The sequence below is a fragment of the Rhodococcus sp. S3 genome, assembly GCF_058211795.1.
The window spans coordinates 4,080,037-4,097,013 of the sequence record NZ_CM177074.1 but is presented as its reverse complement, the minus strand read 5'-3'; the positions used below and the strand labels follow the sequence as shown (position 1 = coordinate 4,097,013).

The following is a 16,977-nucleotide window of genomic DNA, read 5'->3' as shown; positions in this document are numbered from 1 at the left end:
CGAGAAGGTAACGATGTTCGCTTCCTCCCCCCGGGTCCGCCTGCTGACCTCGGCCCTGACCGCCGTCGCTCTCCTGGGCGCCGCGGCCTGCAGTTCCGACGCAGAGGCCGGTACCGACACCGACGCCACGGCGGCCGGCTACAACCTCACCGCGGACCAGAACCGCATCACCACCGACCCGGTGGAGGAGATCGCCGCGAAGGTTCCCCAGGAGATCCGCGACCGCGGCACGCTCGTCGTCACCGGCAACGCCGGTACGGTGCCGCCGTTGCGCTTCTACGCCGACGACGACACCACGATCATCGGATCCGAGACCGACTTCGCCCATCTCATCGGCGATGTTCTCGACCTCGACATCGAACTCACCGCCGCGGACTGGGCCCAGAACTTCGTCCGCGTCGACTCGGGTGAGGCCGACGTGTTCATCTCCAACGTCACCGTCACCGAGGAACGCAAGGAGAAGTACGACTTCGCCACCTACCGCCTCGACAGCCTCGCCGTCGAGGTCGGCAAGGACAGCGGCATCACCTTCGACGGACCCGAGGACATCGCAGGCCTGACGATCGGCGTCGGCTCCGGAACGAACCAGGAGGCACTGCTCGTCGAGTGGAACGAACAGAACGTCGCCGCCGGACTCGAACCTGCCGAGATCCTGTACTACCAGAACGCCGTCGACTACTACCTCGCGCTCGGTTCCGGCCGTATCGACGCGTACGTCGGCCCGAATCCGACGTCTGCCTTCCACGCGCTGCAGTCCGGTGAGACCGAGGTGGCCGGCACGTTCTCGGGAGCCGGTCTCGACCTGCAGGGTGAGATCGCGGTACTGACGAAGAAGGACAACGGCCTGATCCAGGCGATCAACGAGGCGATCAACCACGTCATCGAGAACGGCACGTACGCACAGGTTCTCGATCGGTGGGGCATCAGCAGCGAAGCGATCGAGGTCTCGCGGATCAACCCGCCCGGCCTGCCCAAGACCTCCTAGGCCCGAAACGACAGGAAGACAGCATGACTCGTGTCAGCAGACTCGTCGACGTCGTGGTGGTCGGTGGCGGTGTCATCGGTTCCGCAGCGGCGTGGCGACTCGCCGCACGTGGCCGCACGGTGGTCCTGCTCGAACAGTTCGAGCAGGGGCACCACCGCGGTGCCTCCCACGGCAGCTCCCGCATCTACCGGCAGGCCTACGACGGGCAGTTCTACACCGCGCTCGCCGCTCGTGCCCTACCGCTCTGGCGGCGGCTCGAGGAGACCACGGGCAGCCGGGTCCTCGAGCTCACCGGCGCCGTCGACCACGGGCTGCCCGCGGCCGTCCACGCCAAGGCGACGGCGCTGTATCAGCTCGGTATCGCGCACAGTGTCCTCACACCGGCCGAGGCGCAGCGCCGTTGGCCCGGCATCAGATTCGACACCACGGTGCTGCACCACCCCGACGCCGGTCGGTTGCATGCCGACCGTTCGGTGGCGGCGCTGCAGCAGGCCGCCGCGCAGGCCGGCGCGGACGTCCGGCACACCACCCCGGCCCGCACCGTCCGCGAGACCGATCGCGGCGTCGAGATCGTGCTCGACACCGAGGTGATCACCGCGAGGCACGTCGTCGTTGCGGCGGGAGCGTGGACGCGCACCGTCCTCGACGGGTTGACCGGAGGTACGGCACCCCACCTCCCTGCCCTGCGCACGACACAGGAGCAACCGGCGCACTTCGTCCCGCTCACCGACGCACAGTGGCCGAGCTTCGTCCACCATCGCGGCGCCGAACTCGACGGGGAGGGCATCTACGGTCTCGGTTCCGTCGACGGCATCAAGATCGGCGAACACGGCACCGGTCCGCAGGTCGAACCGGACAGTCGCAGTTTCGTGGCGGATCCGGACGGTGTGCGCCGGCTCGTCGGCTACGCGCGCACGTGGCTGCCGGGCGTCGACGCCGGGAGCGTACGGGTGGACACCTGCCTGTACACGACGACGCCGGACTCGAACTTCGTCGTCGACCGAGCAGGCGCCGTCACCGTCGCCGCCGGATTCTCCGGTCACGGATTCAAATTCGCGCCCACCATCGGGGAACTCGTCGCCGATCTCGCCGACGGCACCGCCACGAGCCCGGAACCGTTCCGATTCGGCGCGCGACAACCGGCGGTGGTCTCGTGAGCGGGACCCGAAGGCTCGAGGTCAGGGCGGTGCGTCAGGACGATCCTCTCGCAGCACCGCTGCTCGAGGAACTCGCGGTCGAGTACAGCACCCGCTACGAGCATTCCTTCGAGGAACAGTACGAGAGTCTCCTCGGCTACCCGGAGGATCGGTTCGCGCCGCCCGACGGTGCCCTGCTCGTCCTCGTCGAGGACGGAGTACCCGTCGCGGGTGGTGCCTTCCAGCGCTACGACGAGAACACCGCCGAACTCGAACGGATCTGGACGTCGAAGGACCATCGACGTCGCGGTCTCGGCCGCATCGTGGTCGCCGAACTCGAAGCCGAGGCGCTGCGTCGCGGATACACCCGCATCTACCTGACCACGGGGTGGCGGCAACCCGAGGCCGTCGCGCTGTATCTCGCGGCCGGATACACCGCCCTGTTCGACTCCCGGCGACCCGCCGAGGAGATCGGTCCGCATCCCTTCGAGAAGTTCCTTGTCGGAAAGGCGGTCTCCGCATGAAGTTCCTGCTGCTCAGTCTCATCACCCACCATCCCGATCCCGTGACGGGAGAATGGCTCTCGCCGTCCGAACGCATCCGGGAAGTCGTCGACACCGCCGTGCTCGCCGAACAACTCGGATTCGAAGGATTCGCGGTGGGGGAGCGGCACGAGAAGCCGTTCCTCGCGTCGTCACCTCCGGTCGTCCTGGCCAACATCGCGGCGCGGACCAGCGCGCTCGAATTGTGGACCGGTGTCACGACGCTGAGCCTGCTCGACCCCGTCCGCGCGTTCGAGGACTACTCCACGCTCGACAATCTGTCGGGTGGGCGCCTGCAGCTCATGATCGGCAAGGGCAACGGCACTGCTCAGGCCGACCTGTTCCACGTCACCCCCGAAGACCAGTGGGACCGCAACCGGGAAGGGTACGAACTGTTCCGGGCTCTGTGGGAGAACGAGACGGTCACCTGGGAGGGGCGATTCCGGCCGTCGCTCACCGATGCCGTCACCGTGCCCCGGCCGCTGCAGCAGAGCCTGACCATCTGGCACGGCAGCGCCACCAGCCGCGAATCCGTCGATCTCGCAGCCCGATACGGTGATCCGATCTTCTCTGCCAACGTCACCAACCCGATCGAGCCGTACGCCGAGCTCATCGACCACTACCGGGAACGGTGGGCCGCCTACGGTCACGATCCCGCCGAGGCGCGGGTGGGAGCGGGGACGGCGGGACTGTACGTCGCCCGCACCTCGCAGGAAGCGATCGACGCCTACCGTCCCCAGTTCGAGCAACGGCTCGAATTCGCTCGCGAGAACGGACTTCCCGTCGTCTTCGAGACCATCGAGGACTTCGTCGAGCGCAGTTCCGCACTCGTCGGCAGCCCGCAGCAGGTGATCGACAAGGTGCTCCGCTACCGCGAGCGTTTAGGCCACGAGGTCATGCACGTGACCGCCGACCGCGGCGGGTTCTCCGTGGCCGAGCAACGTGCGAGTCTCGAACTGTTCCAGGCGGAGGTCGCGCCTGAATTGCGCGCGGCGATCCCGCACCGCGATGCAGTCACCGTCTGAGACCACTGCCCCGGGAACCGTTTCGATCGCAGTGAAAAACGGTGTGCCCGATCCTCGAGGCTCCGTAACCTCGGGAAACGAACCATCCAGAGCTGCCGAGATTCGCGCTGACATCCCGTCCCATCAGGGACGACATTCCACCCCCCGCCTGCCCGGCGGCATCCGCACGGTGATGCTGCCGGCGCCCTGTCCAGATCACGGAGCCCGTCGTTGTCCATCTCGTCCTCCTCCGCGTCCCGGTTCGTCGTCACGGCCGCCGCCACCGCCGTACTGGGCGCAGCGCTGACCGCCTGCGGAACCGGTGCCGCGACGAACTCGGAGCCCACCGGCGACCCGCAGCCCGGCGGCACCCTGCGGTACGGGTTGTCGGTCCCACCGACCTGCGCCGATCCCGCGCAGGCCGCCAGCAACCAGACCATCTACGTCGCCCGGCAGGTCGTCGACTCGCTCACCGACCAGGACCCTGCCACCGGCGAGATCGTGCCCTGGCTCGCGGAGAGCTGGGAATCGAACGCCGACGGCACGCAGTTCACCTTCCGGTTGAAGGAGGGTGTGACCTTCAGCGACGGCACCTCGCTGACCGCCGAGTCCGTGAGGAAGAACTTCGACGCGATCGTGAACACCCTCGGCGGGGTGAAGGCGCCGCAGGCCGTCGGATATCTCGCGGGATATGCCGGTACCACGGTCGTCGACGACCGCACTGCACAGGTGAACTTCTCCGTGCCGAACGCGCCGTTCCTGCAGGCCACCGCAAGTCATCAGCTCGGCCTGCTCTCGGAAGCCGACACGGAGAAGAGCGCGGAGGAGCGCTGCGCCGGTGATCTGTCGGGCACCGGCCCGTTCGTCTACGAGGACTACCAGCAGGACAGGTCCGCCACCCTCGTCAAACGCGCGGGTTACTCGTGGGGATCGGAGGCCTTCGACCACGACGGTGAGGCCTACCTCGACCGGATCGAGTTCACGATCGTCCCCGAATCCGGTGTCCGCACCGGATCGCTCGCCTCCGGTCAGCTCGACGCCATCTCCGACGCGTTGCCGCAGGACGCCCCGCAGATCGAAGGGGCCGGGGGCCGCATCCTGACCACCCCGAACCCGGGTATCCCGTTCGGCTTCCAACCCAACGTGAGCCGCGGCGTCCTCATCGACCCGGCCGTGCGCAGCGCGATCGTCCCGGCGATCAACCGGCAGGAACTGGTCGACACGGTCCTCGGACCGGACTTCCGCCCCGCGACCAGCACCCTCGCGTCCGCGACCCCCGGTTACGTCGAACTCGCCGACGTCACCTACGACCCGGCGAAGGCCGAGCAGATCCTCGACGAGGCCGGCTGGGTGCCCGGACCCGACGGCATCCGCGTCAAGGACGGGCAGCGCCTGAGCTTCCCGGTGCTGTTCAGCTCGGTGTTCGCCGGCAACCAGGCCATCCTCGAACTGGTGCAGCAGCAGCTACGCGCGGTGGGCATCGACCTGCAGCTCGACCTCGTCTCCACCCCGGAGAACACCGCACGCCAGAACGCCGGCGACTACGAGGCGTCCTACTACAACAGCACCCGCGCCGACGGTGACATCCTGCGCACCGCTTTCGGTCTGGACGGCCGCAACATCAACCAGCGCGGTCCTCTCCCCGAATTGGACGAGGTGCTGAACCGGCAGCTGTCCACGACCGACCCCGCCGCACGCGCCGAGCTCATCGGTCGCGCACAGCAGCTCGTCCTCGACAACGGCCTGTGGATCCCCACGGTCGAACTGTCGCAGGCGATCGGCGCCGGACCGAACGTCGCCGACCTGAAGTTCGAGGCGTCGGCGCGACTGCAGTTCTTCGACACCTGGCTGAGCGAGTAGACCATGCTGCGCTATCTCGGTTTCCGTGTGCTCCAGGCCGTCGGGGTGCTGTGGGCGGCGTTCACGGTGTCGTTCGCGGTCCTGTTCCTGTTGCCTTCCGATCCGGTCTCCATCGCCGCCGGCGCCGACGCCGGAACACCGGTCGACGCCGCCGCGATCGAACAGCTCCAGGCGCGGTACGGACTCGACCAGCCGGTCGCGGTGCAGTACTGGAACGCGCTGAGCAACGCGGTCCGAGGTGATTTCGGCATGTCCATCTCGACCGGGCAGCAGGTGACCGACGCGATCGCCGCGGCCCTGCCGAGCACCCTCGTCCTGGCGGGCACCGCACTGGTGTTCGCCCTGGTGTTCGGCACGGCGGTCGCCGTCCTCGCGACCTACACGCGGGTCCACTGGTTCCGCAGCCTGCTGTTCTCGCTGCCCCCGCTGGGGGTGGCCGTGCCGACCTTCTGGGTGGGACTGATCCTGTTGCAGCTGTTTTCGTTCCGGCTGCGGTGGTTCCCGGCCTTCGGGGATCAGGGCATCGAACACGTGATCCTGCCCGCGATCACCCTGGCACTGCCGACCGGTGCGGTGATCGCCCAGGTCCTCGCGACCAGCCTGCAGACGACCTGGCGGCAGCCGTTCATCGAAGCGGCACGCGCGAAAGGCGCGTCCCGCCTGCGCATCCAGACGCGTCACGCGCTGAAGCTGTCGAGCATCCCCGCCTTCACGATCGCCGGTGTCATCGTCGGCAATCTGCTCGCGGGATCCGTGGTGGTCGAGACGGTCTTCTCCCGGGCCGGTATCGGACGTCTGACCCAGATGTCGGTGATGGCGCAGGACATTCCGGTGGTGCTCGGCATCGTCGTGTTCTCGTCCACCGTCTTCGTGCTCGTCAACCTCGCCGTCGACCTGCTCTATCCCCTCATCGACCCGCGGATCACCCACGGCATCGACCGGGGTGGTGCCGCCGCGTCGATCGAGGACGACCCGACCCACGACGACACTCTCCTGGAGGCCGAGGCACGTGTCTGACACCCTCGTCCGCGAAGCGCTGCCGGCGACGTCGTTGCCGGAATCACGCTCGCGCAGAAGAAACCGGATCGCGTCCGTAGCGACAGGGGTGCGACGCAACGCCGTGCTCGTCGTGTCGTCGATCGTGCTGCTCCTCGCGGTGGGCTTCGCGCTGTTCCCGTCGCTTCTCGCGTCGGGCGACCCGCTGCAGGGGGTGCCCGCCGAGAAGCTGCAGGGACCGAGCGCCGCACACTGGTTCGGCACCGACAATCTCGGCCGCGACGTGTACACGCGGGTCGTGCACGGAGCCGGCCTGTCGCTCACCGCGACGCTCGTCGCGGTCGGCATCGCCCTCGTGGTCGGCTCGCTGATCGGGTTGCTGTCCGGCGCGGTCGGCGGTGCCCTCGACGCGACACTCATGCGCCTCGTCGACGTCCTGCTCTCCATCCCCGCGCTGCTCCTGTCCCTCGCCCTGGTCACGGCCCTCGGCTTCGGCACGATGAACGTCGCGATCGCCGTCGGTGTGAGCCTCGTGGCGAACTTCGCGCGCGTCATGCGCTCCGAAGTGCTGCGGGTACGCAAGGCACTCTACGTCGAAGCAGCGTTCGCGTGCGGCGTCCGGTGGCACACCGTGCTGCGCCGGCACGTGCTGCGCAACTCGTACGCGCCCGTCGCGGCCCTCGCCGCCGTCGAATTCGGTATGGCCGTGCTGGCCGTGTCGTCGCTGAGCTTCCTCGGATTCGGTGCCGTGCCACCGACACCCGAAGGGGGGTCGCTGATCTCGGAAGGCCGCAACTATCTCGCCGCGGCCTGGTGGATGACGACCCTTCCGGGCCTCGTCATCGTCGCCGTCGTGCTCTCGGCCCACCGCATCGGCCACGCCCTCGAGGACAGGAGCGCACGATGAGCCTCCTCGAAGTGCGCGACCTGCAGGTCGCGTACGGATCGCCGCGCGAACCGGTCGTCGCGGTGAACGGTGTCGATCTCACCGTCGGTCGCGGCGAGGTCGTCGCGGTGGTCGGCGAGTCGGGATCGGGCAAGTCCACCACCGCGCACGCGATCATCGGATTGCTCGCAGGTACCGGACGCGTCACGGCCGGATCGGTGACCTTCGACGGCACATCGTTGAACGACCTGTCCGAGCGCGCGTTCGAACGCCTCCGCGGCGCCCGCATCGGATTCGTTCCGCAGGACCCGACGACCTCCCTCAACCCGGTCATCCGTATCGGCGACCAGATCGGCGAGGTGCTGCGCATCCACGGTCTCGCCGACCGGCGCACCGCGCGGATCGAGGCGCTGCGCATCCTCGAAGAGGCCGGACTCGACGACCCGCAGCTGCGCGCGAAGCAGTACCCGCAGGAACTGTCCGGCGGTCAGCGGCAACGGGTGCTCATCGGTATCGCCCTCGCCTGCGGGCCCGACCTCGTCATCGCCGACGAACCGACGAGCGCACTCGACGTGACGGTGCAGCGCCGCATCCTCGACCACCTCGACGCGCGGATCGCCGAGACCGGCACCGCAGTACTGCTCATCACCCACGACCTGGGCGTCGCGGCGGATCGCGCGGACCGCATCGTCGTCATGCAGAGCGGCCGGGTCGTCGAGACCGGACCGGCGGCGCAGGTCCTCACCGACCCGCAACACGAGTACACGCGCTCGCTCATCGCGGCAGCGCCGAGCCTCGCGGAACCGGCCGTGCGACCTGCGCTGCGAGATGCCGCTCCGATCCTGTCGGTGTCGAAGGTGTCGAAGACCTTCCGCATCGACCGGAAGTCCTCGCTGCACGCCGTGCGCGATGTGTCCTTCGATGTTCCCCGCGGCGGCACTCTCTCGCTGGTGGGGGAGTCGGGTTCCGGCAAGTCCACGGTCTCACGCATCGCGATCCGGCTCGAGACCCCGACCGCTGGAACGGTTCGGTTCGATGGTGACGACATCACCGCGCTCGGTGGCCGTGCCCTGCGGGCACTGCGCCGCAGGGTGCAGATCGTGCACCAGAATCCCCACGCCTCGCTCGACCCGAAGCTGAGGATCCGCGACATCGTCGCCGAACCCCTCGAAGCGTTCGGCATCGGCACGAGAGTCGAACGTGCCGCGCACGTCGCCCGTCTCCTCGATCAGGTGGCGCTGTCGACGGCACATCTGGACCGCAAACCGGCCGAACTGTCCGGTGGACAACGGCAACGCGTGGCCATCGCACGGGCCATCGCCCTGAACCCCGAGCTGCTCGTCCTCGACGAACCCGTCTCGGCGCTCGACGTGTCGGTCCAGGCACAGATCCTCGACCTGCTCACCTCACTGCAGACCGAACTCGGACTCGGTTACCTGTTCATCTCGCACGACCTCGCCGTCGTCCGGCAGATCAGCGACACCGTCGCCGTGATGCGCGCCGGCCGGGTCGTCGAATACGGCTCCACCACAGAAATATTCGACAACCCCCAACACGAGTACACGCAGACGTTGCTCGAGGCCATCCCCGGGAAGGTCCACTATGTCCGATAGTTCAGAATTGTTGCTGGCCGTCGACTTCGCCGGCACCGGCATCCATCCCTCGTCCTGGCGACGCGACGACTCGCGCGCCGAGGAACTGTTCACCCCCCGCTACTGGGCAGACCTCGTCGGTGCCGCCGACCGTGCCGGCGTCGACTTCGCTTTCCTCCCCGACACCTTCGGCGTCGTCTCGGACGCAACCACCGTGTGCGGTCGTCTCGAAGCCGTCGGTCTCGCGGCGCGCCTGACCACCGCCACCACGCGCATCGGCCTGATCCCCACGGCCACCGTCACACGCACCGAACCGTTCCACGTCGCCAAGGCGATCCAGACGATCGACCACACCACGCTCGGTCGCGCCGGGTGGGAGGTCGCGGTGACGCCGGGCGCCGCGGAGTTGTTCGGCCGCAAGGACGAGCAGGACACCGCGTCGCTGTGGGCCGAGGCGCACGAGTCCGCCGAGGTCGCGGCGCGGCTGTGGGACAGCTGGGAGGACGACGCCGAGATCCGCGACGTCGCCACCGGCCGCTTCATCGATCGCGACAAGGTCCACTACATCGACTTCGCCGGCGAGTACTTCTCCGTCAAGGGCTCGTCGATCGTGCCGCGGTCCCCGCAGGGGCAACCGCTGGTCGCGGTGACGGTGACCGGTGACGAATCCTTCGAATTCGCCGCGCAGCGAGCGGATCTCGTGCGTATCCGCGCCACCGACCTGTCTGCAGCATCCGAACTGGCGGGCCGCATCCGGGCCGCGGTGGGCGACCGGCGGATCTTCGTGCTGCTCGACGTCGACGTCCTGCTCGGCGACCACGCTGCCGTGGATCTCGTGCAGCTCGAGGGGTGGGCGGGGCAGTCCTACCGCTCCGACACGCTCGTCCACGTCGGCACATCCGAGAGTCTGATCGAACTGCTCGGCGACGCAACGGGTGTGGACGGGGTGACCCTGCGGCCGCTCGCTCTGCCGTCCACCCTCCACCGGCTCGTCGAGAACGTGCTGCCCATCGTCCGCCCCGAGGTCGCGCCCGCCACCGGAACTCTGCGCGCCCGGCTCGGTCTTCCCCGTCCCGCCAACCGCTTCGCGGCTGCTCACTGAAGGAACGATCATCGTGTCCCTCAACATTGTTCGCAAGCAGGTCCATCTCGCAGCGCACTTCCCCGGCGTCAACAACACCACGGTGTGGGCCGACCCCGAGTCGAAGAGCCAGATCGACTTCTCGTCGTTCCTGCACCTCGCCCGCACCGCCGAACGCGGCAAATTCGACTTCTTCTTCCTCGCCGAAGGACTCCGGCTGCGTGAGCACCGCGGCCGTATCCACGACCTCGACGTCGTGGGACGCCCCGACACTCTCACCGTGCTCGAGGCCCTCGCCGGTGCCACCACCCACCTCGGCCTGGCCGGCACCATCAACACGACCTTCAACGAGCCGTACGAACTCGCGAAGCAGTTCGCGACCCTCGACCACCTCTCGGACGGTCGCGCCGCATGGAACCTCGTCACCTCGTCGGATGCGTTCACCGGCGAGAACTTCCGTCGCGGCGGTTTCCTCGAGCACTCGCAGCGGTACGTCCGTGCCGCCGAGGTGGTCGACGTGGTGCGGGAACTGTGGAACGGCTGGTCCGCCCGCGGTCCCGTGATCGACCGCGAGGCCGGTATCTTCGCTCCCGACGGCGACATCGCCTCGTTCGACATCCACACCACCCAGTTCGCCATCGCGGGTCACTTCGAAGTGCCGCGCAGTCCCCAGGGGCATCCCGTCCTCCTGCAGGCCGGCGACTCCGACGAGGGCCGTGAGTTCGGTGCCGCCAAGGCCGACGCCATCTTCAGCCGGCACGGCACGCTCGAGGAGGGTCGCGCGTTCTACACCGACGTCAAGAACCGCCTTGCGAAGTACGGGCGCAGCTGGGACGAGCTGAAGATCCTGCCCGCCGCGACCTTCGTTCTCGGCGACACCGAAGCCGAAGCGCACGAGCGGGCCCGGCACATCCGTCTGCAGCAGGTCGGCCCGCAGACGGCCATTGCCTTCCTCGAACAGGTGTGGGGCAAGGACCTGTCGTCGTACGACCCGGACGGCCCGCTGCCGGACGTCGACCCTGAGGACAACGTCACCATCACGCGCGGACGCGTGCGCCACGCCAAGGATCCGCTCGCCGTCGCCCGGCAGTGGAAGGGGAAGGCGGACGCCGAGAACCTCAGCATCCGCGAACTCATCATCGAGGTCACCGCACGCCAGCAGTTCATCGGAACGCCGCAGCAGGTCGCCGACGAGATCGACCTCTACGTGCAGACCGACGCCAGCGACGGGTTCATCCTCGTTCCGCACCTCACCCCCGGCGGCCTCGACGACTTCGTCGACACGGTCGTCCCGCTGCTGCAGGAACGCGGCAGCTTCCGCACCGAATACGACAGCACCACCCTGCGCGGCCACCTCGGCCTGCGCGACCCGCACACCGTCACCGAAGGAGTCCGCGCGTCATGACCGCAACACTCGATCAGTTCGTCGACGATTGGCAGCGGTGGCATGCCGAGCGCAACGACGGTCTGCGGCAGCCGCTCGGCTGGCTGAGCCTGACCGCCCTGCACTGGCTCGACGAGACCCCCACCTCCTTCGACGAAGCGCCGGGCCAATGGCACGTCGACGGCGAATCGGTGATCCACGAATTCGACGGGGCGACAACCACCTACGAGCCGGTCGAGGGGGCGCCCGGTCTCGAAGCGGAGTTCGATCGCGGCTTCGTCGAGATCATCCGGCGCACCGGACGATTCGGGATCCGCATCCACGACCGGACGGCACCGGCGCTCGCGTCGTTCACCGGCGTCCCGGTCTACGAACCCGACGCGTCCTGGGTGCTGACCGGCCGGTTCGAGGCATTCGACGAACAGCAGGTCGTGACGACCGGTGCCGTCGTCGACGGACTCGAACACCACCACCCGGCGGCGGGTGTGGTCCGGTTCGGATACGACGGTGGCGACCACGAACTCGTCGCCTTCGGTGAAGCCGGCGGTCCGTTGCGGATCCTGTTCACCGACGCGACCTCCGGGGTGACGACCTATCCGGCGGCGCGGATCCTGCAGGTCGAGGCGCCGGCCGAGGACGGGACGGTCACGCTCGACTTCACCCGCGCCGCGAACCTGCCGTGCGCGTTCACCGACGCGGCGACGTGCCCGATCGCGCCGCCGCAGAACCGTCTTCCGTTCGCCGTCGAAGCCGGTGAACGTACTCCGCGTGTCGGGGAGTCGTCGTGAACGCGGTGAATCCGGTCCCGCTGTCCGTGCTGGACCTCTCGCCCGTCAGCGAGGGGTCCTCGGTGCCGGAGGCGCTGCGCAACACCGTCGACCTGGCGCGCCACGTCGAAGCGTGGGGGTACAAGAGGTACTGGGTCGCCGAGCACCACTTCGTCGCCGTCGCCTCGTCGGCACCCGACGTGCTCATCGGCGCGATCGCCGCCGCGACCCGCACCATCCGCGTCGGTGCCGCCGCGGTTCAGCTCGGCCACAACACCGCGATCGGCGTCGTCGAATCCTTCGGCACCCTCGACGCCCTGTACCCGGGACGCATCGATCTCGGTCTCGGCAGGTCGGGGCAGCGGCGAGCGGAGACGTTGGCGGGTGCGGCTCCCGAACCCGCTCCGCGGGCGACGGAGATCCGCGACGGACTGATCATCCCGCCGCCCTTGTCGCCGGCGAAGCTGTTGTCGTCGTCCCGGTTGGCGGCGAGCTTCGGGATCCTGCAGCAACCCGGCGCGCAGTCGCCCGACTTCGCGCAGCAGGTCGAGGACATCCTCGCCTTCCTGGACGGCACCTACACGGCGCCGGACGGAACGGATCTGCACGCCAGCCCGGGGGAGGGCGCCGACTTCGAACTGTGGGTGTTCGGTTCGAGTGCCGGACCGTCGGCGGAACTCGCGGGTCGCCTGGGGTTGCCGTTCGGTGCGAACTACCACGTCAGTCCGGGCACGACGGTCGAGGCGGTCGAGGCGTACCGGGCGGCGTTCCGTCCGTCGTCGATCCTGAGGAAGCCGTACGTGGTGGTCTCGGCCGACGCGGTGGTCGCCGACGACGACGCCACCGCACGCGAACTGGCGTCGACCTACGGGCACTGGACGCACAGCATCCGCTCGGGCCACGGCGCGATCCCGTACCCGAACCCGGACACCACCCCGCCGCTGACCGATGAGGAGCGCGCTCTCGTCGACGACCCCATCGTCACCCAGTTCGTGGGGTCGCCGAGCACGGTGGCGGAGCGCCTCGACACCCTCCGCCGAGTGACGGACGCCGACGAACTCGTCGTCACCTCGGTCACCCACGGCCACGAGGACCGCCTGCGTTCCTACGAACTCCTGGCCCGCGAATGGGGATTGGCGCGGGTCCGCGCCGCGTGATCGTCCATCGAGGGGGAGGTGGTGTGCGTTTTCCTGGCCGGAGACGCACACAACCTCCCCTTCGATCGTCAGACAGGGGCTCCCGCGCGACGGAGAGCGCGTCGAACCCGTTCGACGAGGACGTCCGGTCGTCGATAGAGCAGGTCGGCGCCGACACGGATGACCGTCCAGCCCAACTCGGCCAGGATCGTGTAGCGATCGATGTCGCGAGTGCGCTGGTCGGCGTCGGCCCAGTGGTGGACGCCGTCGTACTCCACCAGCACACGCCATTCCTTCCAGCCCATATCAGCCCGCGCCACGAAGTCGAGTCCGTCGAACACCTCGACCTGGGTCTCGGGTCGCGGCAGCCCGGATCGGAGCAGCAGCAACCGCGTATGGGTTTCCGGCGGCGACGCGGCGCCACCGTCGACGAGCTCGAGGAGACGGGGGACGGACGCGAGTCCTCGTGCACCCTTGTTGCGAGCCGCGACGGCTTCGATCTCGGCGACCTTCAGGCCGGTGGCATTGCACAGGGCGTCGAGGACCTCGACCCGTCTATCGTTGCGTCGCGCGAGGTCGAATCCCGTCCGGGCCGGGGGGGTGACCACCATCCCGTCGACCACGCACGTCTCGAGATCGGCCGCCTTCCGCACGACGATCCCGGGCACCGAGCGGACGTGGTCGGAGCGCGCGAGTTCGGCTGGGGCAGAGGAGTCCAACCATCGCGTGCCGTGCACGGCCGCCGCGGACATCCCGACGAGTGCGCCGCGCGAACCCGACCACAGCCACGCCGCTTTCGCACGCAGGAGAGCGGTGGGACGTACCGCCGGATCGACGTAGACGTCTCGGTGGAGGCGGACGAACTTGTGCCGCAGCGCGTGTCTGGTCACGAGTCCCACAGCGACGGCCTGCGTGCCGACGAACGGCTGCTCGAAGTCGATCACGATGTCAGGGTGCATCGTCCCGCGTCCTCGAACGCCCCCGCACGCCTGATTATCCACAGGACCGAGGGCTCCGGAGGTCAATCGAAGGGGCGGTTGTGTGCGTCGAAACCCCGAATGACGCACACAACCTCCCCTTCGATCGCATGGGCGGTGGGCATACTCGGGGACATCGGAAACGTGAACGGTCGGAGGAATCTGTGGCTCAGAGTGTGAAGTTGGGATACAAGGCGTCGGCGGAGCAGTTCGGTCCGCGCGAGTTGGTCGAGTTGGGTGTGCTGGCCGAGGCGCACGGGATGGATTCGGCGACGGTGTCGGATCATTTCCAGCCGTGGCGGCACAACGGTGGGCATGCGCCGTTCTCGTTGGCGTGGATGACCGCCGTGGGCGAGCGCACCGAACGGTTGCAGCTGGGCACGAGTGTGCTCACGCCGACGTTCCGGTACAACCCGGCGGTGATCGCGCAGGCCTTCGCGACGATGGGCTGTCTGTATCCGGGGCGGATCTTCCTCGGTGTCGGCACCGGCGAGGCGCTCAACGAGATCGCCACCGGCTACGCCGGTCAGTGGCCGGAGTTCAAGGAACGCTTCGCCCGGCTGCGCGAATCGGTGCGGTTGATGCGCGAGCTGTGGCGCGGAGACCGGGTCGATTTCGAGGGCGAGTACTACACCACCAAGGGGGCGTCGATCTACGACGTGCCCGAAGGCGGCATCCCGGTCTACGTCGCCGCCGGCGGCCCGGTCGTGGCTCGCTATGCCGGACGCGCGGGGGACGGGTTCATCTGCACCTCGGGTAAGGGCATGGAGCTCTACACCGACAAGCTGTTGCCGGCCGTCGCCGAGGGGGCGGGGAAGGCGGAGCGGGATGCGGCGGGGATCGACAGAATGATCGAGATCAAGATCTCGTACGACACCGATCCGGACAAGGCGTTGGAGAACACCCGCTTCTGGGCACCGCTGTCGCTCACGCCGGAGCAGAAGCATTCCATCGATGATCCGATGGAGATGGAGGCGGCGGCGGATGCGTTGCCGATCGAGCAGGTCGCCAAGCGGTGGATCGTGGCGTCGGATCCGGACGAGGCGGTCGAGAAGGTCAGGGCGTATGTCGACGCGGGGTTGAATCATCTGGTGTTCCACGCGCCGGGTCATGATCAGAAGCGGTTCCTGGAGTTGTTCGAGCGCGACCTCGCGCCGAGGCTCCGCGCACTCGCCTGACATCCGACCTACAAGGTGCCGCTTCTCCGCGACGGAGGAGCGGCACCTTTTCTGGTCGACGAGCGATGTCGATGTTGTTTCACAACGGAACAGCCACGGGGCTCGGTGCCCTCCTACGTTTGTTCCGACGCGGTGGCAACCGTCACACACTCTGCCCGCCACCGCCGGACATCACAGCTCGGACGAGGCACACGCCGACCCCGATCCGAATCGACCCCAACGAGGCACCGTGATCACCGACAAATCTGCATCGACCATGCCGCAGTCAGAAGCGAAACCGGAGATGAACCCCCGCCGCGCATCGATCGCCGCGCTCCTCGGAGGGGCACTGGAGTACTACGACTTCTTCGTCTACGGCGCTGCCGCCGCGCTCGTCTTCAACGTGCTGTTCTTCCCGGGCGGCAACCCCACCGTCGCCCTCATCGCATCCTTCGCCACCTTCGCCGTGGGCTATGTGGCACGACCCGTGGGCGCTGTCGTCATGGGGCACTTCGGCGACCGGCTCGGCCGCAAACGCGTCATGCTCGCGACCGTCGTCCTGATGGGCGTCGCGTCCTTCGTCATCGGATGTCTTCCCACCTACGAGCAGGTGGGCATCCTCGCACCGATCCTGCTCGTGGCGATGCGTGTCCTGCAGGGCTTCTCGGCGGGTGCCGAATCGGCCGGGGCGTCGACGTTGACCGTCGAGCATTCGCCGGTGGGCCGCCGTGGTTTCTTCACCAGTTTCGTGATGGTCGGCTACGCAGTGGGCTGCTCGCTCGCGACCGTCGTCTTCGTGCCCGTCTCGCTCCTGCCCGACGACGCGCTCTACAGCTGGGGCTGGCGGATCCCGTTCTGGCTCAGTGCAGTTGTCGTCGTCGTGACCTACTACGTCCGCAACCATCTGGACGAGACGCCGACCTTCACCGAGGCGAAGGAGGAGAGCGCCGTCCGCAAGCTCCCGCTCGGCGACGTGTTCAAGTTCCACTGGCGCTCGGTGATCCGGGTGGCCGGCGCGTCCCTGATGGCGTCGGTGCAGACCCTCTTCGCCGTGTTCAGCCTGTCGTACGCCACCTCGATGGGTGTCGAGCACAGCGTGATGCTCACCGTCATCTCCGTCTCCATCGCGCTGTCGATGTTCACCATCCCCGCGGCCGGCTACCTCTCCGACATCATCGGTCGCAAGCCGACTATGCTGATCGCCTCCGTCGGCTGCGCGCTGATCCTGCTCCCCGGCGCGACGGGCTGGCTCCCGGTCGCGATCTTCGGTGCGGTCGCATGCGGCATCGCCGGTGTCGCGGTCCTCGGACTGCGTGAGACGGCGAAGACCCCGACCGACCTGCTCGGACTGTCGTCCGACGCCGAACCGGTGGAGGTCGTGGCGGACGCCGAGCACCCCGACACCCCGCGCGTGCTGCAGACCCTGTCCTGAGTTCCCGCGACTCCCACATGCCCGGCCGGACACCTCCGGCCG

The 16,977-nt window shown here is 68.3% G+C and carries 15 protein-coding genes; 14 read left to right on the top strand and 1 reads right to left on the bottom strand.

The window, feature by feature from the left end; all coding sequences use genetic code 11:
* Positions 1 to 13: 13 nt before the first annotated feature.
* The 12 genes from AC0LPE_RS19000 (at position 14) to AC0LPE_RS18945 (ending at position 13,390) form a co-directional block, all read left to right on the top strand.
* Complete coding sequence (locus AC0LPE_RS19000; RefSeq protein ID WP_160876767.1) at positions 14 to 985, top strand: transporter substrate-binding domain-containing protein; 972 nt, start codon at positions 14 to 16, stop codon at positions 983 to 985.
* A 23-nt stretch (positions 986 to 1,008) separates the two neighbouring features.
* Entirely contained in the window at positions 1,009 to 2,142 is a 1,134-nt protein-coding gene (locus tag AC0LPE_RS18995; protein WP_423658589.1) for an FAD-dependent oxidoreductase, read from the top strand.
* A complete protein-coding gene (locus AC0LPE_RS18990; RefSeq protein ID WP_490604986.1) occupies positions 2,139 to 2,645 on the top strand; it encodes a GNAT family N-acetyltransferase in 507 nt (168 codons plus the stop codon). The genes AC0LPE_RS18995 and AC0LPE_RS18990 overlap by 4 nt, the downstream gene beginning before the upstream one ends.
* Positions 2,642 to 3,688, top strand: coding sequence for an LLM class flavin-dependent oxidoreductase (locus tag AC0LPE_RS18985; RefSeq protein ID WP_490604985.1), 1,047 nt, complete (start codon positions 2,642 to 2,644; stop codon positions 3,686 to 3,688). The genes AC0LPE_RS18990 and AC0LPE_RS18985 overlap by 4 nt, the downstream gene beginning before the upstream one ends.
* A gap of 210 nt (positions 3,689 to 3,898) precedes the next feature.
* A complete protein-coding gene (locus tag AC0LPE_RS18980; RefSeq protein WP_160876759.1) occupies positions 3,899 to 5,527 on the top strand; it encodes an ABC transporter substrate-binding protein in 1,629 nt (542 codons plus the stop codon).
* A 3-nt stretch (positions 5,528 to 5,530) separates the two neighbouring features.
* Positions 5,531 to 6,544 (top strand): ABC transporter permease subunit, encoded by a 1,014-nt coding sequence (locus AC0LPE_RS18975; RefSeq protein ID WP_160876757.1) that lies wholly within the window; start codon positions 5,531 to 5,533, stop codon positions 6,542 to 6,544.
* Positions 6,537 to 7,430 (top strand): ABC transporter permease, encoded by an 894-nt coding sequence (locus AC0LPE_RS18970; protein ID WP_490604984.1) that lies wholly within the window; start codon positions 6,537 to 6,539, stop codon positions 7,428 to 7,430. The genes AC0LPE_RS18975 and AC0LPE_RS18970 overlap by 8 nt, the downstream gene beginning before the upstream one ends.
* Positions 7,427 to 9,022: a dipeptide ABC transporter ATP-binding protein gene (locus AC0LPE_RS18965; RefSeq protein ID WP_490604983.1), complete on the top strand. Its 1,596-nt coding sequence runs from the start codon at positions 7,427 to 7,429 to the stop codon at positions 9,020 to 9,022. The genes AC0LPE_RS18970 and AC0LPE_RS18965 overlap by 4 nt, the downstream gene beginning before the upstream one ends.
* Positions 9,012 to 10,103, top strand: a complete 1,092-nt coding sequence (locus AC0LPE_RS18960; protein ID WP_490604982.1) for an LLM class flavin-dependent oxidoreductase — start codon at positions 9,012 to 9,014, stop codon at positions 10,101 to 10,103. The genes AC0LPE_RS18965 and AC0LPE_RS18960 overlap by 11 nt, the downstream gene beginning before the upstream one ends.
* Before the next feature lie 13 nt (positions 10,104 to 10,116).
* Positions 10,117 to 11,487: an NtaA/DmoA family FMN-dependent monooxygenase gene (locus AC0LPE_RS18955; RefSeq protein WP_490604981.1), complete on the top strand. Its 1,371-nt coding sequence runs from the start codon at positions 10,117 to 10,119 to the stop codon at positions 11,485 to 11,487.
* Positions 11,484 to 12,254, top strand: coding sequence for a DUF1684 domain-containing protein (locus AC0LPE_RS18950; protein WP_490604980.1), 771 nt, complete (start codon positions 11,484 to 11,486; stop codon positions 12,252 to 12,254). Before AC0LPE_RS18955 ends, AC0LPE_RS18950 begins: the two co-directional genes overlap by 4 nt.
* Complete coding sequence (locus tag AC0LPE_RS18945; RefSeq protein ID WP_490604979.1) at positions 12,251 to 13,390, top strand: LLM class flavin-dependent oxidoreductase; 1,140 nt, start codon at positions 12,251 to 12,253, stop codon at positions 13,388 to 13,390. Before AC0LPE_RS18950 ends, AC0LPE_RS18945 begins: the two co-directional genes overlap by 4 nt.
* 68 nt (positions 13,391 to 13,458) lie before the next feature.
* Here the strand turns inward: AC0LPE_RS18945 and AC0LPE_RS18940 are convergent, their stop codons facing one another.
* Entirely contained in the window at positions 13,459 to 14,313 is an 855-nt protein-coding gene (locus AC0LPE_RS18940) for an endonuclease domain-containing protein (RefSeq protein ID WP_490606369.1), read from the bottom strand.
* Between the two features lie 197 nt (positions 14,314 to 14,510).
* Between AC0LPE_RS18940 and fgd the strand changes: the two genes are divergently transcribed.
* Positions 14,511 to 15,524: a glucose-6-phosphate dehydrogenase (coenzyme-F420) gene (gene fgd / locus AC0LPE_RS18935; protein ID WP_490604978.1), complete on the top strand. Its 1,014-nt coding sequence runs from the start codon at positions 14,511 to 14,513 to the stop codon at positions 15,522 to 15,524.
* 256 nt (positions 15,525 to 15,780) lie between these two features.
* Complete coding sequence (locus AC0LPE_RS18930; RefSeq protein ID WP_490604977.1) at positions 15,781 to 16,935, top strand: MFS transporter; 1,155 nt, start codon at positions 15,781 to 15,783, stop codon at positions 16,933 to 16,935.
* Positions 16,936 to 16,977: the final 42 nt, after the last annotated feature.